Here is a 22,362-nt window from a genome sequence, read left to right as displayed (position 1 = left end):
GAAGGAACCAGACAGATGTTTTCCAGAAGACAATTCATCGGCGCCGGTGCGGCGCTCGCCGGAGCCACCGTATGGTCGAAGACCTCGGCCATGGGGTTGCCGGAAGCTCCGATCATGGAAGAGGCCGCGACGCAGCCGCCGCTGATGCCGACGGCGGGGCCGGACTACAATCCCGTGGTGACTCTGAACGGCTGGTCGCTACCCTTTCGCATGAACAACGGGATCAAGGAGTTCCATCTTGTCGCCGAACCGGTCGAGCGGGAGATGGCGGATGGCATGACCGCCTATTTGTGGGGCTACAATGGCCAGTCGCCCGGCCCGACGATCGAATGCGTCGAGGGCGACCGGGTCCGCATCTTCGTCTCCAACAAGCTTCCCGAGCATACGACCGTCCACTGGCACGGGCTGATACTGCCCAACGGCATGGATGGCGTGGCCGGTTTGACGCAGCCGCCGATCCCATCGGGCAAGACCTTCGTCTACGAGTTCGACGCGGTGAAGAGCGGCACCTTCATGTACCACCCGCATGGCGACGAGATGGTGCAGATGGCGATGGGAATGATGGGGTTCTTCGTCATCCATCCGAAGGACCCGACCTTCATGCCGGTCGACCGCGACTTCGTGTTCCTGCTGTCGTCCTATGACATCGATCCCGGCTCCTACTTGCCGAAGGTCATGGAAATGACCGACTTCAACATGTGGACCATCAACAGCCGGATTTTTCCGGACGTCGCTCCGCTGGTTGTGGCCAAGGACGACCGGGTGCGCGTGCGGGTCGGCAATCTGACCATGACCAACCACCCGATTCACATGCACGGCTATGATTTCGAGGTCACCTGCACGGATGGCGGCTGGGTGCGTCCGGAGGCACGCTGGCCGGAGGTCTCCATCGATATCCCGGTGGGGGCGATGCGGGCCTACGAATTTGATGCGGTCCATCCAGGCGACTGGGCCCTGCATTGCCACAAGTCACATCACACCATGAACGCGATGGGGCACGATGTCCCGACCTTCATCGGAGCCAACAAGACCAACGTTGCCCGCAAAATCCGCGCGGTCCAGCCGGAATACATGCCGATGGGGACGAAGGGCATGGCGGACATGGCGGAGATGTCGATGCCGATCCCGGACAACACCATTCCGATGATGGCCGGCTGGGGACAGTTCGGCTCACTCGAAATGGGCGGCATGTTCACGGTCGTGAAGGTCCGCGAAGGGCTTGAAGCCGGCGATTACGAAGACCCGGGCGACTACGAGAATCCCCCAGGCACTGTCGCCTACGAATGGACCGGATCGCTGCCCGACGCGACAGCGGCTCCCGCGTCCAGTGCGCAGGGCAGCGCGCTGCCATCGAAACCCAAGCGGCAGATGATGCCCGGCGGGGGAACGCATTCCGGCATGTAGCAAGGCCCGGAAAGCAAGGGACGCAAACACAAAACGAAACGAGGATCATTTATGCAGAAACGACTGTTAATCGCGACGGCATTCGCAACCGCGCTCGTCGCCACATCGGCGTCGGCCGGCGGTAAGCATGGCGGCGGTCATGAGGACGAAATGGCGATCGGCAAAGCCGGCAAGGCGGCGGCCGCCGATCGGACTATCGAGATCACGATGCTGGAGACCGAGGACGGCGACATGCTGTTCGAACCTTCCAAGATCGAGGTCAAGAAGGGCGAAACCATCCGCTTCGTCATCGCCAACGATGGCGTGCTCGAGCACGAGTTCGTCATGGATACTCCGGAAGCGGTCCAGGAGCACAAGCTGCTCATGGAGAAGTTCCCGGAGATGGAACATGCCGATCCCAACGCTATCCGTCTGCCCGCGGAGGAAGCCGGCGACATCGTCTGGACCTTTTCCAAGGCCGGCGATTTCCAATTCGCGTGTCTGATCCCCGGACACTACGAGATGGGCATGCATGGCCCATTGACCGTCGCGTCGCGTTGAACGCGACAAGACCATCCACTCCCGCAGCCCCACAATCAGGAGATGTATCATGAGAAAATTCAGCAAGTTCGCGACCCTGTCGGTTGTCTCGCTCGCACTGGCCGGCCCGGCCCTCGCGGTCGAGTACACCAAGGGGCAGATCACCAAGGTGGACGCCAAGCAGCAGAAGCTGACGATTAAGCACGGCGCGTTGAAGAACCTCGACATGCCGGCCATGACCATGGTCTTCAAGGTCGCCGACGAAGCGATGCTGACCAAGGCGAAGGAAGGCAAGAACATCGAGTTCGTCGCCGACCGCGTCAAAGGCAAGCTCACTGTGGTCGAGATGAAATAGGGCCGTCACGCATGGCTCGGGGCGACCTGGAGGTCGCCCCGAGCCGGTCCGCTACAGTGCTGGTGGCGGACCGGCCGAGAGCGACGTCAGCAATTGGATTCGCTGTTCAGTTAATGCAATGAAGAAGTCAATTATTTATTATAAAAATAGACAGACATGACTGTCATTATAATAACATAATTCAATATATATTATAGACATGTCTATATAATAAAATATGTATGCATGTAGCATCTGTGTTCATACGGATAAATACCGCCATCGCGTTCCGCCGATGAGACATGTTCGGGGATAGCGTCCGCTGATTGGATCGATTGCGATCTCCGGCGCGGGACAGCGCTCCCTCCATTGCAACCCGAGACGCGAGGCAGGCGCGAGAGCGCGTGCTCCTGCCGTCATGCGCGCCGTCAATGTCGACGTCAAGCAATCAAAATGCCGAGGCATTCACCCCAATGGTAGCAATCGACTCGGGCCGCAGCGACATCGACGGAATGATATCGGAGGTCGAGCGGCGAAACGAGTTGAGGACAGTCATCTGGCGCTTCGTCGCCCTTCTCGTCTTCGCCATCTCGGTGGCGTTCGAGCCGGATGTCATCAACCATCAGACGCATATCACTCTGTTGATTGCCTATGCCGCGACGTCGGTTCTGGCCGTCGCTCTCGTGATGTCCGGGTTGTTCCGGTCGTGGTTGAACTGGCCGTACATCTGCATCGACGCCGCCTTGGTCGTCTATCTTGCAGCCGAGCACATGTTTATTCCCGGATCGTCCTTCGTGGAAGCGCTCGCCACGCCCAGCCTGGCGATCGCGTTCGTCCTCCTCTCCCATGCCAGCATGCGGATGCGGGCCGGCCCGGTGGCTGTCTTCGCCGGGCTCGTGACGCTGGGGTCAGTGGTTGTCGCGACGCTGTCCCTGTTCGATGACCCGTTCAAGATTGGGATGTCGTCCGAGGAATTGCAGGCGGCAAGCGTCCGCATTCTCGCCTTCGCGGCCGTCGCGGCGATCCAGGTGATGTTGGTGGTCGACATCCGGCGGCTCGTGCGCTTCGCCGTCGCGACCTCGAGCGAACGCGCCAATCTCGCCCGCTTCTTCTCGCCAACCACCGCGGAACTGCTTGCGTCGGGTGGCTCGCATGTCGGCCTGCACCGCAACGAGGCGGCGGTCGTCTTCATTGACATCCGCGGCTTCACCGGGCTGACCGAGAAAATGCCGCTGGAGGAAGTCGCGTCGCTGCTGTCGGAGTACCGTCAACGGGTGGTGGAAACGGTCTCCGAATGGGACGGACGCGTTGACAAGTTCATGGGCGACGGAGTTATGACGGTGTTCGGCTTTCCCAGCCCCGATGCCACGGACGCGGCGCGCGCGTTTGATTGCGCATGCGACCTGATCAACCGGCTTGAGACATGGAGCGACCTCAGGATCAGTGACGGCAAGCTCCCGCTGCAATTCGGCGTCGGAATCCACTTCGGTCATGTCATTGGCGGCGTTGTCCCAGGTGGCCGGCATAGCGAGTACACGGTTCTCGGGGATGCGGTGAACCTCGCGCATCGCCTGCAGGAAATGTCGAAGACGCTTGGGGCGAAGATCGTCATTTCTCGGGAGATCCTGCGGGGGCTGCCGCCGGGACGTCTCGGATTGAGTTGGCGATGGAGCCAGAACGTTCAGGTGCCCGGCAGAACGGAAGCAGCAGATATCTTCTATCTTCCGATCGATTAGGGACACCGCTGTGGCGACTTCGCGGCACTCCCACCGTCCTAACCATGCCTCGGCCAGACTACCTTTCGAACTGTCCTGCCTCAGCAGCTCGGCCACCTGTGCCGTTCAACCTCGAGCTGCCCTCGGCGGCGACCTCCCGCGACGGGGATCAGCTCCACTCGGGATAACTCATGTCCTGACCGGCTGTAAGATCGCGAAATCGCACCCCTCGTCCGCCTGAAGCACTTCCTGGGCGTAGATCTTGTCGTAGCCGCGCCGCTCGGACGCCGGCTTCGAGGGCGATCGGAAGCTGCTGCGCCGCCGTTCCAGCTCCTCGTCGTCGACCAGCCATTCGATCGTCTTGTCCTTCACCGACAGCTTGATGCGGTCGCCGGTGCGAACCAGCGCCAGCGGTCCGCCGATCGCCGCCTCCGGCGTGACGTGAAGCACGATCGTGCCGAAGGCGGTGCCCGACATGCGCGCGTCGGAAATGCGGATCATGTCCTTGACGCCCTTGGCCGAGAGCTTCTTGGGGATCGGCAGATAGCCGGCTTCCGGCATGCCGGAATCGCTGCGCGGCCCGGCATTCTGCAGAACCAGAATATCGCCCTCCTCGACATCGAGGTCCAGATCGTCGATGCGCTTCGCCAGATCGGCGAGCGAATCGAACACCACCGCGCGCCCTTCCTTTTCGAACAACGCCTTGTCGGCCGCCGAGCGCTTGAGGATCGCGCCGCCCGGCGCGAGATTGCCGAATAGCGCGACGAGACCGCCTTCGGGTTCCAGCGGCTGCTCGGCGCTTGCGATGACCTTACGATCGACGGGACCGATATCCTCGCGAAGCCGGTCGCCGAGCGTGTCGCCGGTCACCGTCCTGCAATCGAGGTTCAACAGCGGTTTGAGCTCGCGCAGCACCGCGCCAACGCCGCCGGCAAAGAAGAAGTCCTCCATGTAGTTGGCGCCGACCGGCTTGAGATTGACCAGCACCGGCGTCTCGTCGGACAGTTGATTGAGCCGCCGCAGCGAAACCGGAATGCCGAAACGTCCCGCGATTGCTGTCAGGTGGATGATGGCGTTGGTCGATCCGCCAAGGGCAAGCAGGATTCGCAAGGCGTTCTCGACCGATTTCTCGGTGATCACCTCGCTGGGACGGATAGGATTGTCGATCATGCGCGCGGCCGCGAGACCTGTCGCCTCGGCGGCCCGCAGCCGATCGGCATGGACCGCCGGGATTGCGGCCGTCCCGGGCAGCGACATGCCGAGGGTCTCGGCGATGCAGGCCATCGTCGATGCCGTGCCCATGACGGCGCAGGTGCCGGCGGTGGTCGCCAGACGGCCCTCGATGTCGCCGATCGCATCGCCGGAGATCTCACCGGCGCGGTATTTTCCCCAGAACCGGCGGCAGTCGGTGCATGCGCCAAGCCGTTCCTCGCCGTAGCGCGAGGTCATCATCGGACCGGCGACGATCTGGATCGCCGGCAGGTCCGCCGATGCCGCCCCCATCAACTGCGCCGGCACGGTCTTGTCGCAGCCGCCCATCAAGACGACGGCATCCATCGGCTGGGCCCGGATCATCTCCTCGGTGTCCATCGACATCAGGTTGCGAAACTTGAGGCTCGTCGGATTGAGAAAAACCTCGCCGAGCGAGATCGTCGGAAACTCGATCGGCAGCGCGCCGCCGAGCAAGACGCCGCGCTTCACCGCCTCCAGCATTTCCGGAAAATGCCGGTGACAGTTGTTGAAGCCGGAGAAACTGTTCGCGATCCCGACGATCGGCTTCTTCAGGACCTCACGGGAATAACCCATCGAACTGGCGAAAGAGTTTCGCAGATAGAGCGAGAAATCCTTGTCGCCGTAGTTGGTCAGGCCGCGCGCGAACCCTCTTGCCTCGTCTTCGCTCATGTTCAGCGCACTCGCTCTTCCAGCTTGATCTTGACGTATTTCGTCTCGAGATAATCACGTATCCCGAAGGAGCCGCCCTCGCGCCCCATGCCGCTTTCCTTGACGCCGCCGAACGGTGCTTCCGCGGTCGCGAGCAGCATCTCGTTGACGCCAACCATGCCGACCTCGAGATTTTCATAGGCCCGCGTCGCGGTTCGCAGATCGTTGGAGAAGACGTAGCCGGCGAGGCCGAAAGGCAGCGCATTGGCCCGCTCCATCACCTCGTCATAGCTCGTGAAGGTGGTCAGTGGCGCGACCGGCCCGAACGGTTCCTCGCGCATGATGCGGGCATCGTCGGGAACGTGGCCGAGAACGGTGGGCTCGAAGAAGAAGCCGCGATTGGCCTCGGCCGGAACGCTGCCGCCGGCCAAAACCTCGGCGCCGCGCCGCCGGGCATCCTCGACGAGCTCCTGGATCGTCTCCAGTCCGCGCCGATTGGCGAGTGGGCCCATCTGGACCCCCTCCTCCATGCCGCGTCCGACCTTCAGAGATTTCGCGACTTCCGCGAAACGGCGGGCAAACGCCTCGTATTTCGACTCGTGGACATAGAAACGCGTCGGCGAAATGCAGACCTGGCCGCAATTGCGGAACTTGGTATTAGCGCAGACCTCCGCGGCCTTTTCGGCATCGACGTCGTCGAAGACGACGACCGGGGCGTGGCCGCCCAGTTCCATCGATACCTTCTTCACACCATCGGCGGCCAAGTGCAGGATCTGCTTGCCGACCGGAACGGAACCGGTCAGCGAGACCTTGCGCACGATCGGCGAGGCGATCAGGCGCCGGGCGATCAGGTCGGATTGACCGGTGAGGAAATTGACCACCCCGCTCGGGACGCCGGCGTCGTGGCAGGCTCGCACCAACGCCGCGCAGGAGGCGGGTGCCTCGCCGGCCGGCTTGATGATGATGCTGCAGCCCGCGGCGAGCGCGGCCGCGATCTTGCGGGCGGGCAAAAGGGCCGGAAAATTCCAAGCGGAGAACGCCGCTACGACACCGACAGGCTGATGAATCACCGCCATCCGGCTATCGGCCGTGCGGCTCTCGATGATCTGCCCGTAGATACGCTTGGTCTCTTCCGAATACCACTCGAACTGATCGGCCGCCGCGTTCACTTCGCCCTTGGCTTCAGCCAGGGGCTTGCCGGTTTCCACCGACATCAGTGTCGCGATCTCCTCGGCGCGTTCGCGAATGAGGTCGCTGGCCTTGCGGATCAGCTTGGCGCGCTCCCAGGTTCCGACCCGGCGCCACACGGCAAAGCCGGCTCGCGCCGCCGTCAACGCGGCGTCGATATCGGCTTCGGTCGCCTCGGCGATGAAGCCGAGCGTGTCCTCCGTGGCCGGATCGGTGACCGCCCGCGTCGCGCCGTTCGACGCGCCGCGCCACGCGCCGTCGATGTAGAGTTCCAGATCACGATACATGGCCGATTCCATTCAGATTTTCTGTTCGAGATAGCGGGCCTGGACGTCATCGACCCAGTTTCCGACATTCCAGGAGCCATAGGCTCCCATTTCCGCGATCGGGTCACGACCGGCGTAGACGGGGATATGCACCAGCGACAGGCCGTCATGCGCATGGGCTTCGTCAAGCGCCGCCCGCAGAGTATCCCGCGTCGTACCGCCGAACACGGCCTTTACGCCGGCAAAGGCGCCGGCCATCGCGACATAGTCCACCGCGACACTGTCGTTGGTGCGAAATTCTTGCCCGTACTGGGCGTATTGCAGGCTGGTGATGGCCCCCATCCGGCGATTGTCGAACAGCGCGATCATGCCCTTCACGCCGTGCTCGACCGCATCGATCAGGACCTGCGGGTTCATCATGAAGGAGCCGTCGCCGGTGAAGGCTATGCCGTAGCGTGCCCCCTTCACCCCGGCGGACCCCAGCAACGCCGAGGCGGCAAAGCCCATATAGGACGCGCCGGTTTCGGTGAACGTATCGCCGACCGTATCGTCTTCGACGATCTGAAAGCCGTTGGCCTGGACATCGCCGGCGTCGAAGAACTTGGCGGCTCCGATCCGCTTGGCGAATTCGGCGACGGTATGAATCGCCGCCGGCTGCGTCAGAACGGCCTGCTTCCAGACCGTGTCATCGAGTGGCGCGGCACCGGTCCGCTCGCGTTTGAACGCGTTCCAGGCGGCCTTCTTGTCGGCGCAACGGCGCAACCATTCGCCGCGATCGTCTTTCAGCGCCTCCTTTTCGCGCAGCACATCAAGTAGCCGCCCGGCGACGCAAGTGATATCGCCCGGCAGAGGCAGGGTGTTGGCGTAGTGGGTGACATCGGCGATCGCGCCGTTGATGTTGATGACCGCCTTGGCATTGGGATAGCCGACGCCGGAGCAATCGGCCTGGCAGACACCGCGTGAGCCGATGAAGACCACCAGATCGGCCTTTTCCATGGCAAAATTGCCGCTGATCGAGCCCTTCGATCCGCCGACATGCATGTTCTGCGGATGATCGTCGGGCAACACGCCGGTCGAGCCCGGCGAAAGGACGACCGCCGCGCCGATCGCCTCGGCCAGCTCGCGAACCGCGGAAGCATGCCTTCGGGCCCCGCCGCCCGCCTTGATCACGATCTTCCGGTGGCGGCCAAGCAGCGCCGCCGCCGCCTCATAGACTTCCAGACCAGCCGGCGCCACAGCCGGAAGCGCCATGCGACCGGGAAGCGTTTCGACATTCAGCTTCATCGATTGCGGCTGCGTGTTGATGGGCAGCAAGATGAAGAACGGGCCCGGCATGTAGGGGTGATGCACGCAGTTGGTGCCGCGACGCATGCACTCCCGCAACGATTCGGGCGTGTGCAATGTATGGGACTGCCCCATTAGCGCTGTGATCTTGCCGAAGAGCCCCTGCTCGGGTTTCGGCACCTGCTGCATGTTGTAGCCTTCGCCGCGCGTCGTCTCGTCACCATAGATGTGGTAGACGCCGACGCCGTTGGACGCGGCGGCTAGCGAGCCGGCCATAGCCTGAAGACCGCCCGGCCCGATCGAGGTGACGACGGCCGGCGTCTTGCCGTACTGCCAGGCATGCGCGGTGGCCGCATGCGCCATCTCGACCTCGTTGCGGCAATTGATCACCGTGACGACGCCGGCCTCACTGTAAATTCTCAGGACATTTCCCAGATCGGTCGACCCGTGCCCGAAAATCGCGAAGTAGTGCGTCACACCCTGCTTCAGCAGCCCGATGACCAGCGCCTCGGACAAGCTGGTCTCGATCGGCATCTCGATACCGCCCGCGGCAAGGGCCGCATCGACGTCGTCGTAGCGGGCGACAAACTCCGCCCTTTCCCGAATTTCGCTTTCCTGGGTCCCGGATCCAAAATTACTCTCAAGCATTGCTGGCTCCGACGTTCATTTTATTCCGTCTTTTGGCAAAAAATTCTCCCGACGCCTGCAGCGCGATGATGAACGCAGCGAGACCGAAAAAGAACAAGGCGGTTGGCGAGGTATAGAAGATGGCGAGATCACCGCCGGAGAGATTCATGGCCGTGCGGAATTCGCCTTCCAGCGTCGGCCCGAGCACCAATCCAAGAATGATCGGGGTGACGGGAATTTCGACCTTGATCACCGCGTAGGCGAGCAATCCCACGATCGCCATCGTGTAGATGTCGAAGATGCTGTTGCGCACGGTAAACGCCCCGATGCCGCACAGAACGATGATGAGAACCGCCATCAATCGGGGCGGCACGCGCAGCACATGGACGAACAGCCGGATGCCGAGCAGTTGCATGAACAGGATCGCGACATAGGCGACGACGATCGAGACGTAGATCCCGTAAACTTCCGTCTGATGGGTGAGAAACAGCGCGGGCCCTGGCACGATGCCGTGAATCTGCATCCCGGCCAGCACGATCGCGGTCGCCGGATCGCCGGGGATACCGAGAGACAGGAGCGGGATCATGGTTCCGCCGGTCACGGCGTTGTTCGCGGTTTCCGGCGCGACGACACCCTCGATCGCTCCCTTACCGAACCGGGACGGATCCTTGGAAAAGCGCTTGGCATGATCGTAAGCGAGAAACGAGGCGATCGGCCCCCCGGTGCCCGGGATCGCGCCGATGACGGTCCCAATAGTTGAACAGCGGATCATCAGCCAGAAATTGCTCGCGATCAGCCGCAAGGAGGGCAGTTCGGCACGGATATCGCTCATCTGCGCGGCAGGCGCGATGCCCCTGCGGTGTTCCTCGAAAACCTGGATAATGAAAGGGACGGCGAACAGGCCGATCATGGCAACGAGAAGGTTGACGCCCTGCAGCATGCTCGTCGTGCCGAACGTCATGCGCGGAACCCCATCTAGGACGTCCAGCCCGATCGTCATGGCCATCAGCCCGAGCAGCCCGGCGATCAGCCCGCGCAACATCGACTTGCCAGCCATGCCGCAAATCGTCGACAGTCCGAATACGACCAGAGCGAAGATTTCCGCCGGGCCGAACGACATGGCCATGCGCGAGACCAGATTCACCGACACGACCATCACGATCAGGCTGAAGATGCCGCCAAAGGTGGAAACGATCACGGCCATGCCGAGGGCGATCGAGGCACGCCCCGTCTTGGCCATGGGATAACCGTCGATGACTGTTGCGGCGGCGGAGGGCGTGCCGGGAATGCCGAGCAGTATCGCCGAAACCGAGCCACCGGTCATGCCGCCGATATAGGTTCCCAGAAGCAGGCCGATCGCGGGCACCGACTCCATGCCGAAGGTCAGCGGCAGCGCCAGTGCCAACGCCACGGTAAAAGTCAGCCCGGGGATGGATCCGAAGACTAACCCGATGAACGAGCCGAGGGCTACCGCACCAAGGCTTTCGGGCTGAAGCGCGATTGTCGCCGCTGTCAGAAAGCTGTCCATGTCAGGCCATTAACCCAAATTGATCCAGGAACCGGTCGCGAGATAGACGCCGAGGATCTTTCCGAAGATCAGCCAGCAGGCGAAGGTGATGCCGACGCTCATGGCTCCGATACGCAGTGGCGACCGGTCGTTCGTGCAAATCAGCATGATCGAGGCGACCGTCACGAGCGTGGCGAGAACGAAGCCGATGCGCTGCATCAAAAATCCGTAGGCAAGAAGATGCGCGACAGTCAGGATCGCCGCGACGAGACCGGCAGCTCTGTTGGCGCCTACCGCCTCGGCTTCATTGATCCCTCCCTCGGCCCCTGGCGTCACGGCGTCGTCACGCCGCTTGCGTAGCGCCGCAATGGTCAGCCACAGCGAGAAGACCGCCAGCAACGCTCCCAGGAGGAGTGGGAAAGCGCGGGGACCGACGTCCCCGCCTCCCGTGCCCGGCGGTATCGTACGCCAGACAATCAGCATCCAGACCGACGCCAGAACAAGGAGCAGCGTGCCGGTTACGACATCACGCATTCTTTCCGACATCTGCCCCCCCTCGAAACGAAGTCTGCCGGTTTATTTCGTCATACCCAGTTCGCCGAGGAGCTCGGCGTAGAATTTATCATCGCGGGCGATGATTTCTCCGAACTCCGCACGCGACTTGAAGGCCGGTTCGAACCCGATATTCTTGGATGCCGCGATGAACTCTTCCGACTCCGCCGCTGCCTTCGCCGCCGCCTCGAGCTTTGCGAGCGCATCGTCCGGCGTTCCCTTCGGCGCCGCCAGGCCGCGCCACATCGAGATGTCGATGTCATAGCCTTGGCTCTTGGCCGTCTTCACATCAGGGAGAACGCTGACCGGCTCCGCCCCGGTCGAACCCAAGACCGTCAGGTCGCCGGACTGGACATAGGAAAGAAACTGGCCAGGCCATTGGATGGCGGCGTCGATGCGGCCGGCCAGCAATTCCACCGGCGCCTTGCCGTCGCCATAGGAAACGTAGTTGACCTTATCGGCGATGCCCATGGCGTCAAACAGGGCGGCCGAGGTCAGATGCGTGAACGAGCCCTTGCCGGAGATGCCGACATTGATCGTCTTGTCACCTTCCTTGACGGCCTTAGCCATTTCGTCGAGGCTTTTCCATCCCGACGATGTGTTCACCGCGAGCACAGGAATCTCCACCGATACTTGGGCGATGGGAGCGAATTCCTCATAGTTGAACGGCAAATTGCCGAGGTGATACGTTGTGTTGATGGAGTTAGAGTTCCAAACGATGTTGTAGCCGTCGGGTCGCGTCGACTGGACGTGAGCATAGCCGATTGCGCCCCCCCCGCCGGTGCGGGCGACGGGCACGACCGGAGAGCCGAGCTCCCGGGACATCAACTCCGCCAGCAGCTGTGCTGTGGTGTTGGCGGTACCGCCGAACAGCACGGTCATTTCGACCGGCTTTTCCGGATACTCGGCCTTCGCGGGAAAGCTTCCGGCAAGGGTGACGACGGCCAGCGCGGCGGCCACGAAACCCCCGCCAAATTTGAACGATTGCATGTTGTTCTCCTCCCAGTGATGCGGCTCGGCGGCTTCCCGCCAGGATGAAATTCAACGTCTCCAGACGCGCACTCGGCAAGCCAGACGGATCCTGTCCGGCCCGCCCTAGAGCACGTCGGGGCCGTCAGCTCGCCATCTCCAGTTTGGCGGATTTTTTCTCTTCCAAACCCTGCAAGATGGATTCCGGTGTCGCCGGCAGTGCGGTAACGCGTACGCCGATCGCGTCGTAAATGGCGTTCATGATTGCCGGCGCCGTCGGCACCAGCGCTGGTTCGCCGATACCCTTGGCGCCGAGCGGGCTGCGCGGGTCGCGGTCTTCCACGAGCATCGTGTTGATCTGCGGAATGTCGAGCGATGTCGGCAGGATATATTTGGAAAAGCCGTGGGTGGTCGTTTGACCCTGGTCGAGCTGGTAGTCCTCCATCAGCGCCTGGCCCAACCCTTGCACGATGCCGCCTTCGATCTGCCCCTCCACACCGCGAGGATTGATCGCTCGGCCGACGTCATGAACGGCCCACATGCCCAGCACCTGAACCTCGCCCGTCAAGGTGTCGACTTCGACCTCCGCCACCTGACAACCGAAGACATAGGCCTGCCAGGGAGCGCCGGAACCGTCGACGGGATCGAGACCGGTGCCGTGCGCCGTGAACGAGCCGGAGCCGACCGGCACGACCCCACGCTTCTTGCAGAGCGCCACCGCCTCATCGACGGTCATCCGGTTGTTGGTGCCCTCGGCCCAGATTTCGCCGTCAAACGCCTTGAGCGTCGCGGCATCGACCTGCCAATGATCGGCCAGTTCGCCATCGAGCTTGGCGCGGGCGTCGCGGCATGCGATCGCGACGCAGTTGCCGATCATGTAGGTCTGGCGCGTCGCGCCGGCATGCGCCGCCTCGGGCGAGCGCGCCGTGTCGTTATCGCCGATCGTCACGTCGTCAGGCCGGATGCCGAGCTCTTCGGCTGCGACCTGCGCGAGCACTGTCAAGATGCCTTCGCCGATCTCGGTGACGCCGGTGACCACTTTCGCAGTGCCGCCATCATCCATTTCCACCCAGGCGCCGGCCCGGTCGATCGTTGCGGTGCGGGCAATGCCGTACCAGGATGCGGCCATACCGCGGCCCCTCGCCCAACGCTTCATCAGGCAACCTCCTGCTTGCCGTCCGCCACCGCCGGGCGAAAACGCGCGCCGAGGGTGCAGGGCTGGCGCGTGTCGGGACCGCCGAGATCGGACCGCGTGCCGCCGCGGCTCGTCGGTGCGCCCGTTTCCCAGCGGCAGAACGCCTCCGCGGTTTTCAGCACCTCGCCGATGGAAACCGTATCGAGCCGCTGCCCGGTATGGGTGCGTGATCCGACCGTCATCATGTTCCGTCGCCGGATCTCGAACGGATCGAGGCCGAGTCTTTCGGCGCAGATGTCGAGATGGGACTCGGTGGCGAACTGCGCCTGCATGGCGCCGAAGGTCCGGAACGCGCCGGACGGCGTGTTGTTGGTATAGACGCCGAACGTGTCGATCCGCGTGTTGGCGATATCGTATGGCCCGAGCGACAGAATCGCGGCCTTGCGCATGACGCCCTCGGTGGACATGCCATAGGCGCCGCCGTCGCTGATCATCTTGAACGAGACGGCCGTGATCCTGCCGTCGTTCTTCAGCCCCATCTTGTAGGTGACTTTCGAGGGGTGGCGCTTGGCCGTCGCGATGATCGATTCCTCGCGGGTGAAGACAAGGCGGACAGGGCGTCCGCTCTTCATGGCGGAGAGCGCCAGCATGCCCTGGTAGATCATGTCCTCCTTGCCGCCGAAGCCGCCGCCGACCGGGCTCATGATGAAGCGGACCTTGTTGATCGGCTTGTCGATGATGGTCGAGAGCATGTGGCGATGGTGGGTGATGTTCTGGCTCGGCGAGACGACGGTGACCACGCCGTCGTGATCGACATAGGCAAGCCCCGCCTCCGGCTCGAGATAGGCGTGCTCGACCTGTTGGGTCGAATAGCTGTTCTCGACGATGAGATCGGCATCGGCCAAGCCCTGCTCCACATCGCCTTTGCGGATGGGGATGTGCTTGACGACATTGTCCTGGGCATAGTCGTGCACGACGACCGCGCCGGGACGCATCGCCTCCTCGGCATCGAAGACGCCCGGCAGTTCCTCGTAGGCGACCTTGATCAGGCCGAGCGCCCTGCGCGCGATTTCCTGGGTTTCCGCCGAGACAGCGGCGACCGCCTCGCCGACATAACGCACCTTTTCGTGCGCCATCACCGGCTGGTCGTGGACGAAGACGCCGAACCCATCCTGGCCGGGCACATCCTGATGGGTGATCACGCATTCCACGCCTTCCAGCGCCTCGGCGGCGGACGTGTCGATCGACAGTATCTTCGCGTGGGGATGCGGACTGCGCAGCACCTGCATGTGCAGCATGTCCTGCATCGTCATGTCGCCGGCGTATTTCAGCGCGCCGGACACCTTGCTCGGCGCATCGAGCCGACGGACATTGTTGCCGATATAGGAGGCGCCCGCGCCGTCCGCGTCGAGCGCGGTGGCGGGAAGACGGCCGTTCATGACGTCGCGGGCCAGTTCGACCGCCTCGAAGATCTTCGTGTAGCCGGTGCAACGGCAGATGTTGCCGCCGAGCCGTTCCTTGATCTCTTCAAGGTCGGCGAACGGATTTTCGCGCAACGCCGACGTCGCCGCCATCACCATGCCCGGGATGCAGTAGCCACACTGGCTCGCACCGGTCTTGTGAAAGGCCTGCTGCAAGGTGGTCAGCTCACCGCGCGGGGCGAGCCCCTCGATGGTCTGGATGTCCGCTCCGTCGGCCTTGACCGCCGGCATGAGACAGGATTTCACCAGCTTACCATCGACGAAGACCGAACACGTGCCGCACTCGCCGGCCCCGCAACCTTCCTTGCTTCCAGTAAGGTTGATCTCCTCGCGCAGATAATCGAGCAGGCGGTAACTGCCATTGAGCGGCCGGGCGAATTTGCGGCCGTTGACGGTCATGGTCAGGACGCGGTCAGACATGGGCTGCTTCCCTCTGCTCAGCACTTGGAACCGGCGCGCCGCACGCAACGAGCGCGTCTTCCAGCGCGGCCTCGACGAAGCCGGTCACGACCCGCCGGCGATAGGCGACCCGCGAGCGCGAAGCGACGCGCTCAGCCGGCATCACGCTGGCTTCGGCCACCAGCTCGCGGGTGATGGGCTGGCCGATCAGCATGGTCTCGATATCGTGCAGCCGAACGGGCACGGGACCGACCCCGCCGAGGGCCAGCCGGACGTCTTCGAAGACGTTGCCCACGGCATTGGTCTTGACCAACGCGACGGCCGAGACCCTGGAGATGACGAGAGAGCGTCGCTGGCCCACTTTTTGAAACGAGCCGCCGTAGCCGCGCATTGATTCGCAGATCACGGCGCTGATCAGTTCTCCGGCTCGCATCGCGGTGCGGCCGGGACCAAGAATGAATTCGCCGATCGGGGTTGTGCGCCGGCGGATTTCGCCACTTTCCAGAGACGCTAGCTCCACATCCGCATTCAGCGCGAGCAACGGTGGCACGCCATCCGCCGCTGGAGACGCATTGGCGATATTGCCCGCCAAGGTTGCCTGCTCGCGCACCTGGTCGTCGGCGAACCAGATCGCGCAATAGGGCATACAGGGCAGATGCTCGCGCAGGACGGAGTCGGTCAGAAAAGCCTGAAAGGCGACATTGGCGTTGAGCCGAACCCGGTTGCCGACGTGTTCGTAACCCTGGAACTCGCGGACCCGACTCAGATCGACGACAGTCGAATAATGCACGTCACCGCCCCGGCCCTCGCGGGCATAGGGCAGGACATCCGTCGCGCCCGCAATGATCTTGCCGTCCGCGGGCAGCTTGCCGGCTGCCTGCAGCGCTTCCCGCAGGTCGCGCGGCGTGACGTATTCCTCAAAGGACAACATTGTCTCGGCCTTCGATCCTGATCATTCCGCCGCGATCGACTGGACTTGGGCCTGCTTGTTGCGGACCACCACCTTGATCGCGTCTTCCACGCGATCCTTGGCGTAGCGCAGCGCCTCCGGCAGGTTTTCCATTGGGAAGGTGTGGGTGTGGATCTGGGTCGCGTCGAAGCGCTTCTGGCGCATGAAGGCCTCCGCGCGGTGTGTCGCCGCCTTGCCCTCGCCCCGGATGCCGTAGACGTAGATGTTGTTGCGCACCAGATAGGCCACGTCGACGGGCACCGGCGCGCTCGGGAAGGCCGCCAGGCAGATCTTGCCGCCGCGGTTCAGCATCTGCGCCGCCTCGTTGACAGCGTTCGGCGCGCCCGAGCATTCCACCACATAGTCGACACCCTTGCCGTCGGTGAGCCGGCGAACGGCCTCGACCGGATCTTCGTTGCGCACATTGATGACGTGGTCGGCGCCGAGTCGCTTGCCGATCTCGAGCCGGTTGTCGCGTGTTCCCGTCAAAATCACCGGCTGCGCGCCGAGCGCCTTGGCCACGGCCGCACCCAACAGGCCGATCGGGCCCGGTCCGCTGACGACGACACTTTCGCCCGCCACGAGACCGCCAAGCTCGGTCAGGCCATACATCGCGGTTCCGGCGGTGACGACGAGCGTCGCCTCTTCATCGCTCATAGAGTCGTCGACATGCACCAGGGTGTTGATGTTGTTCACCTGATACTCGCAGAAGCCGCCATCGGTCGTGAAACCGTTGGCTCGGTGGCCCTTATCGACGTCGCCGTAGTTCTTTCCGTAGTTGTGGCAGGACGTATACATGCCCTGGCGGCAACGCTTGCACTGGCCACAGCCGGCGTGAATCTCGACCGTCACGCGCTCACCGATGGCGTATTCGTCAACGCCCTGCCCGAGCGCGACCACGGTTCCCATATACTCATGGCCCGGCGTGAAATTCTTGTTGAAGGGCGCGCCGCCCTCAATCTGTGCCGGCGGGCCGTGGTGGATGATCTCCAGGTCGGTGGCGCAGATGGCGACCGCGTCGATGCGGACCAGGACCTCCGCCTTCTTGGGCGAAGGGACGGCCTTGTCGACAAAGGTCAGTTGACCCGGATCGCCCAGAACCCAGGCTTTCATGGTCTCGGGTACCGGATAATCCGGATGGGTCTTCACACCTCGTTCCATAGCCATCTCTTCTCCTCCCACGACGTCGCAACTGACTGAAACGACTGCTCTTAAAATTGGCCGACACGCAGCCTGTTGGATAACTTGCCAGCGCACTCGATCACCGCGCGGATCATGTGCGCGCGGTATTCGGTGGTTGCCCTGCTCTTCGGGATCGAGACGCTGATAGAGCCGAGCACGGCGCCGCTGCCGTCGCGCAACGCCGCGCCATAACAGATGACGTTCGGCTCCAGCTCTTCATCGTCGACGGCAAAGCCCGAACGGCGCACGATGCGCAATTCCTCGATGAGCGCGGACAGCGAGGTGATCGTGCTCGCCGTGAACGGCGTCAGACCGCTGTTGGAGACCACACGCGCCAGTTCGGTCTCGGGCAGCCAGGCGAGGATTGCCTTGCCCGTCGCCGTCGCATGCGCCGCGCGCATCTTCTTCACTTCGTCGGGCTCCACATGGGTCGGCATCAGCGACCCGAACTTGAGCCGGGTCATCAAAATGGAATCGCGCAGCACCGCCAGTTGGACGCTTTCGCGCAAGCTGACATTCAGCTCCTGCAACTCGTCGTGGACGAACTCGCACAGGTCGAACTCACGACTGGCGAGCGCCGCCAGATCCGCCAATTTCGAACTGAGCATGTAGCCGCGGCTCCGCCCGGCATGAATGACGTAGCCGCGCGCCACCAGAGTCGCCACCAGATGATGGCAGGTCGACAAATTCAACTCGGCCGCCCTGGCGAGTTCATTCAGCAGAATCGGACGGTCCTTGCCGGCGATCACTTCGATCAGCTTGAGGGCACGGTCCACCGATTGAATGACCCGCCCCTCCGCCGACTTCTTTTTGCCGGCGCCGGCAGGTTCTTCATATTTGTCCGCGGGCTCAGAGGAAGAGGACGACATTGGCTCGGCTTCGCTCATCATTGAAAGGCCGTCGGCCCCTCTCTTCAACTTGGTCACAGCCTATGGGCGATCTCGCATGACCGTCAAATAAAATCCGCATCGTCAAATTGTTTTTCATAATATGAAATTTGACGGGATTTTGTTGTGGTCTATATCGTGCCCGGGTAACAGACTTCGCGTCCACTCCGCCGCGATGGCAGAGGCTCAGAGGCGGGAAATCAGCGGGGAGCTGGGGCGTTGGTGAATTATCTGGTCTATGTCAGCCAGGCGCGGAAGGGGCTCGGCACAGCGGACCTTGAGGCGATCCTGTCGAAGAGCCGAAGCTACAATCCGCTTCACGGCATTTCGGGAATGTTGTTGTTCGCCGACGGCAGGGACGGTCGGCGCGGCAGCTTCATGCAGCTTCTCGAGGGCGACCGCGACGTGGTCGAAAACCTGCGCGCGACGATCTTCGCCGATCCGCGCCATCACTCCAAAATCGTCATCGAACAGGGCGAGAAACCCGGACGCGATTTCGCCGACTGGTCTATGGCCTTCCAGAACGCCACATCGGAAAGCCTGGCCGGGTATCCGGCGTTCGCCGATCTGGGGAGCGAACATTTCTATGTGCGCTGCCAAGCCGGCGAGGCGCATCGCTCACTTGAGTTTCTCAAGGATTTCTGGGCAGCCGAGCCGCGCGAAAACGTGCTCTGATTACGCTGGCGTCCGCTTCTTATTCGAAACCTCGATCGGGCCGGTTCATCTCGACCGCCCGGCGCTCGATGCCGGGCACGATCGGCCGCGGTTCAGTCTATCTGGAGCGGAACGACTTTCCCGGCCTCGATGGTGACGGCCCGGTCCATGCGCGCGGCAAGTTCGTGATTATGGGTCGCGATCAGGGCCGCCACGCCGGACTGGCGCACCAGCGCCGTCAGCGCATCGAACACGTAGCCCGCCGTCGTCGGATCGAGATTGCCGGTCGGTTCGTCGGCGAGCAGCACATGCGGCGCATTGGCGACCGCCCGGGCGATCGCGACGCGCTGTTGCTCACCGCCTGACAGCTCGGCCGGACGGTGGTTAGCCCGTGGGCCGATGCGCATGTAGTCGAGAAGTTCCCGCGACCGCTCAGCGGCTTCGGCACGGCTCCGGCCGAGAATCATCTGGGGCAGCATGACGTTCTCGAGCGCGGAGAACTCCGGCAACAGATGGTGGAACTGGTAGACGAAACCGATCGAGCGACGGCGCATCTCGGTCCGCCTGTCGTCGCCGAGACTGCCGCAAGCCTCGCCATCGATATAGACCTCGCCGGCATTCGGACGTTCCAGCAAGCCGGCGATGTGAAGCAGCGTCGACTTCCCCGCTCCCGACGGAGCCACCAGCGCCACCATCTCACCGGCGCTGATGCCGACGTCAGCCGCGTCGAGAATGGTCAGGCGGTCATCGCCCTGCTTGTAATGCCGCCCGACCTGATCGAGCCGCAGCGCAAAGGTCTCAGCCATCATTCGTACCGCAACGCCTCGACCGGATCGAGCCGCGATGCCTGCCAGGACGGCAGGATCGTCGCCAGAAACGACAGGCCGACCGCCATCGCCACGACCAGCACCACCTCGGTCGGATCGATCTCGGCGGGAAGCCGGCTAAGGAAATAGAACTCGGGATTGAACAACACCGTCCCGGACAGCCACGAGAAGAACTGCCGGATGTTTTCGATATTGAGGCCGAACAGGACGCCCAAGACCAGTCCGGCGAATGTCCCGGCGAGGCCGATCGAGGCGCCCGTGATCAGGAACACCCGCATCACGGCCCCCCTGGTCGCCCCCATGGTCCTGAGGATCGCGATATCCCGTCCCTTGTCCTTCACCAGCATGAACAGGCCGGAGATGATGTTGAGGGCGGCCACCAGGATGATCAGCGTCAGGATGATGAACATGACGTTCCGCTCGACCTCCAGCGCCGAGAAGAACGAGGCGTTCTGGTCCTGCCAGGTGACGGTGTAGTTCGGACGCCCGGCCGCCGCCTCCACCTTCGGCTGCAGCGCGCGGACGGCGTCCGGATCATCGACGAACATCTCGATCGACTGCACCTGGTCATCCTGATTGAAGAACAGCTGCGCCTCCGACAAGGGCATATAGACATAGGCTGCGTCGTACTCCGACAACCCGATCTCGAAGATCGCAGTAACCGGATACGCCTTGACGCGGGGGGTCGTGCCGAGAGGCGTCACGTCGCCCTCAGGCGAGATCAAGGTGATGTTGTCGTTCAGCCGCAGTCCCAGCGCCTCGGCCAGCCGGATACCGATCGCCACACCACCGCCGGTGTCGAATTCGGCCAGCGTGCCCTGCCGGATGTTCTCCGAAACGGGAGCGAGTTCGTCGAGGTCGGCGCCGCGGACGCCCTTGACCAGCGCGCCGGTGTTCGATGTCCCGGCGCCCGAGGCCAGCACCTGCCCCTGCACCAAGGGCATCGCGAAATCGACGCCGGGCACAGCCGCGATGCGCTTGGTGACTTCGTCGTAATCGCGGAGCGGCTGGTCGATCGGAAGCATGATGACATGACCGTTGACGCCGAGAATGCGGGTCAGAAGCTCGCCGCGAAATCCGTTCATCACCGACATCACGATGATCAGCGCGGCCACGCCGAGCATGATCCCGACAAAGGAGAAACCGGCGATCACCGACACCCCGGCATCGCGGCGCCGCGACCTCAGATAGCGACCCGCCAACATCCACTCGAAGCGCGAGAACGGCCGGGTCGAGGTGCGGCCCTCAGGCGCCGTACCTGCGAAAGGGGTATCGCTCACGCCAGTACCCGCTCGACAACGGCAGTGAGCGACAGCGTATCGCGCTCGCCGGTCGCCCTCACCTTGACTTCCGCCTCGCCCGCCTTGGCGCCGCGCGGACCGACGATAACCTGCAGCGGCAGGCCGATCAGGTCCATGGAGGCGAACTTGGCTCCGGCGCGCGTGTCCTGATCGTCATAAAGGACGTCGAGACCGGCGGCCTGAAGCTGGCGGTAGAGGTCGTCGCAAGCCGCGTCGCAGGCAGCATCGCCCGGCTTCATGTTGATGAGACCGACATCGAAGGGCGCGACAGATTTCGGCCAGATGATGCCGTTCTCGTCGTGCGAAGCCTCGATGATCGCCGCCAATAGACGGCTCGGCCCGATGCCGTATGAGCCCATATGGACCGGCACGTCCTTGCCGTCGGGGCCGGTAACGACCGCTTTCAACGGCTCGGAATATTTGGTGCCGAAATGGAAGATGTGCCCGACCTCAATGCCGCGCGCGGCGATCTTCTCGTCCTCCGGCAACGCGTCCCAGGCGGCGGTATCGTGCATCTCATCCGTCGCTGCGTATGGCGTGGTCCAGGACTTGACGATCTCGGCAAGACCGTCCGCGTCGTCGAAATCGACATCTTCGCCCGGCACGTCGAGATCGAGATAGTCGCGGTGACAGAACACTTCGCTCTCGCCAGTCGAGGCGAGGATGATGAATTCATGGCTCAGATCGCCGCCGATCGGTCCCGTATCCGCCCGCATCGGAATCGCCTTCAGCCCGCAGCGCTGGAAGGTCCGCAGATAGGAGACGAACATCCGGTCGTAGGCGGTCTTGGCGCGGTCGAAGTCGATGTCGAAGGAATAGGCGTCCTTCATCAGGAATTCCCGGGAACGCATGACGCCGAAGCGGGGCCGGACCTCGTCCCGGAACTTCCACTGGATATGGTAGAGATTGAGCGGCAGATCCTTGTAGGAGCGGACGTAAGACCGAAAAATGTCGGTCACCATCTCCTCATTGGTCGGCCCGAACAAAAGATCGCGCTCGTGGCGATCCTCGATCCGCAACATCTCCTTGCCGTAGTCATCATAGCGACCGCTCTCGCGCCACAGATCGGCCGGCTGAATCGTCGGCATCAACAGCTCTATCGCCCCGGAGCGGTCCTGCTCCTCGCGGATGATCCGGCAGACGCGGTCGAGCACGCGCTTGCCGAGCGGCAGAAAGGAATAGATCCCCGCCGCCTGTTGGCGGATCATGCCGGCACGCAGCATCAGCCGATGGGAGACGATCTCCGCTTCCTTCGGGGTTTCCTTGAGAATGGGCAGAAAATATCGCGACAGGCGCATGAG

General features: G+C 63.0%; 19 protein-coding genes. 5 read left to right on the top strand and 14 right to left on the bottom strand.

Annotated features, from left to right (window positions below; translation table 11 throughout):
- The first annotated feature begins 15 nt into the window (after window positions 1-15).
- From ING15_RS08375 to ING15_RS08360, 4 genes are all read left to right on the top strand, one after another.
- The gene (locus ING15_RS08375) at window positions 16-1,404 is read left to right on the top strand and encodes a multicopper oxidase family protein (RefSeq protein WP_206454329.1); all 1,389 of its coding nucleotides are present in this window, start codon (window positions 16-18) and stop codon (window positions 1,402-1,404) included.
- Between the two features lie 51 nt (window positions 1,405-1,455).
- A complete protein-coding gene (locus tag ING15_RS08370) occupies window positions 1,456-1,944 on the top strand; it encodes a cupredoxin domain-containing protein (protein ID WP_206454328.1) in 489 nt (162 codons plus the stop codon).
- A gap of 49 nt (window positions 1,945-1,993) precedes the next feature.
- On the top strand, window positions 1,994-2,278 hold the full coding sequence (locus ING15_RS08365; protein WP_206454327.1) for a copper-binding protein: 285 nt from the start codon (window positions 1,994-1,996) through the stop codon (window positions 2,276-2,278).
- A gap of 452 nt (window positions 2,279-2,730) precedes the next feature.
- Window positions 2,731-3,993, top strand: coding sequence for an adenylate/guanylate cyclase domain-containing protein (locus ING15_RS08360; protein WP_206454326.1), 1,263 nt, complete (start codon window positions 2,731-2,733; stop codon window positions 3,991-3,993).
- A 168-nt stretch (window positions 3,994-4,161) separates the two neighbouring features.
- Here ING15_RS08360 and ING15_RS08355 read toward each other — a convergent pair whose 3' ends face one another.
- The 11 genes from ING15_RS08355 to ING15_RS08305 form a co-directional block, all read right to left on the bottom strand.
- A complete protein-coding gene (locus ING15_RS08355) occupies window positions 4,162-5,874 on the bottom strand; it encodes a dihydroxy-acid dehydratase (RefSeq protein WP_206454325.1) in 1,713 nt (570 codons plus the stop codon).
- 2 nt (window positions 5,875-5,876) lie between these two features.
- Window positions 5,877-7,340, bottom strand: a complete 1,464-nt coding sequence (locus tag ING15_RS08350; protein WP_408628685.1) for an NAD-dependent succinate-semialdehyde dehydrogenase — start codon at window positions 7,338-7,340, stop codon at window positions 5,877-5,879.
- On the bottom strand, window positions 7,341-9,239 hold the full coding sequence (locus tag ING15_RS08345) for a thiamine pyrophosphate-binding protein (RefSeq protein ID WP_206454324.1): 1,899 nt from the start codon (window positions 9,237-9,239) through the stop codon (window positions 7,341-7,343).
- Complete coding sequence (locus ING15_RS08340) at window positions 9,232-10,746, bottom strand: tripartite tricarboxylate transporter permease (RefSeq protein WP_206454323.1); 1,515 nt, start codon at window positions 10,744-10,746, stop codon at window positions 9,232-9,234. Before ING15_RS08340 ends, ING15_RS08345 begins: the two co-directional genes overlap by 8 nt.
- Before the next feature lie 9 nt (window positions 10,747-10,755).
- A complete protein-coding gene (locus tag ING15_RS08335) occupies window positions 10,756-11,259 on the bottom strand; it encodes a tripartite tricarboxylate transporter TctB family protein (RefSeq protein WP_206454322.1) in 504 nt (167 codons plus the stop codon).
- Window positions 11,260-11,301: 42 nt separating this feature from the next.
- Window positions 11,302-12,267 carry a Bug family tripartite tricarboxylate transporter substrate binding protein gene (locus ING15_RS08330; protein WP_206454321.1) on the bottom strand — a complete coding sequence of 322 codons (966 nt, stop codon included), beginning with the start codon at window positions 12,265-12,267 and terminating at the stop codon, window positions 11,302-11,304.
- Window positions 12,268-12,391: 124 nt separating this feature from the next.
- Entirely contained in the window at window positions 12,392-13,402 is a 1,011-nt protein-coding gene (locus ING15_RS19720; protein WP_206454320.1) for a xanthine dehydrogenase family protein molybdopterin-binding subunit, read from the bottom strand.
- Entirely contained in the window at window positions 13,402-15,282 is a 1,881-nt protein-coding gene (locus tag ING15_RS19715) for a molybdopterin-dependent oxidoreductase (protein ID WP_206454319.1), read from the bottom strand. Before ING15_RS19715 ends, ING15_RS19720 begins: the two co-directional genes overlap by 1 nt.
- The gene (locus ING15_RS08315; protein ID WP_206454318.1) at window positions 15,275-16,192 is read right to left on the bottom strand and encodes an FAD binding domain-containing protein; all 918 of its coding nucleotides are present in this window, start codon (window positions 16,190-16,192) and stop codon (window positions 15,275-15,277) included. Before ING15_RS08315 ends, ING15_RS19715 begins: the two co-directional genes overlap by 8 nt.
- Before the next feature lie 21 nt (window positions 16,193-16,213).
- Complete coding sequence (locus tag ING15_RS08310) at window positions 16,214-17,377, bottom strand: zinc-dependent alcohol dehydrogenase (RefSeq protein ID WP_206454317.1); 1,164 nt, start codon at window positions 17,375-17,377, stop codon at window positions 16,214-16,216.
- A 44-nt stretch (window positions 17,378-17,421) separates the two neighbouring features.
- Entirely contained in the window at window positions 17,422-18,279 is an 858-nt protein-coding gene (locus ING15_RS08305; RefSeq protein WP_206454316.1) for an IclR family transcriptional regulator, read from the bottom strand.
- Window positions 18,280-18,501: 222 nt separating this feature from the next.
- Here ING15_RS08305 and ING15_RS08300 point away from each other — a divergent pair, with 222 nt between their 5' ends.
- Entirely contained in the window at window positions 18,502-18,954 is a 453-nt protein-coding gene (locus ING15_RS08300; RefSeq protein WP_332873799.1) for a BLUF domain-containing protein, read from the top strand.
- Window positions 18,955-19,046: 92 nt separating this feature from the next.
- Here the strand turns inward: ING15_RS08300 and ING15_RS08295 are convergent, their stop codons facing one another.
- The 3 genes from ING15_RS08295 to proS form a co-directional block, all read right to left on the bottom strand.
- Window positions 19,047-19,739, bottom strand: coding sequence for an ABC transporter ATP-binding protein (locus ING15_RS08295; RefSeq protein WP_206454314.1), 693 nt, complete (start codon window positions 19,737-19,739; stop codon window positions 19,047-19,049).
- On the bottom strand, window positions 19,739-20,965 hold the full coding sequence (locus ING15_RS08290; RefSeq protein ID WP_206454389.1) for a lipoprotein-releasing ABC transporter permease subunit: 1,227 nt from the start codon (window positions 20,963-20,965) through the stop codon (window positions 19,739-19,741). The genes ING15_RS08295 and ING15_RS08290 overlap by 1 nt, the downstream gene beginning before the upstream one ends.
- A 71-nt stretch (window positions 20,966-21,036) precedes the next feature.
- Complete coding sequence (proS, locus tag ING15_RS08285; RefSeq protein WP_206454388.1) at window positions 21,037-22,359, bottom strand: proline--tRNA ligase; 1,323 nt, start codon at window positions 22,357-22,359, stop codon at window positions 21,037-21,039.
- Window positions 22,360-22,362: the final 3 nt, after the last annotated feature.

Source organism: Aurantimonas marina, from assembly GCF_017183135.1.
Taxonomy (GTDB): domain Bacteria; phylum Pseudomonadota; class Alphaproteobacteria; order Rhizobiales; family Rhizobiaceae; genus Aurantimonas; species Aurantimonas marina.
The sequence above is the reverse complement of the archived record's forward strand: the minus strand, read 5'-3'. Positions and strand labels throughout refer to the sequence as shown.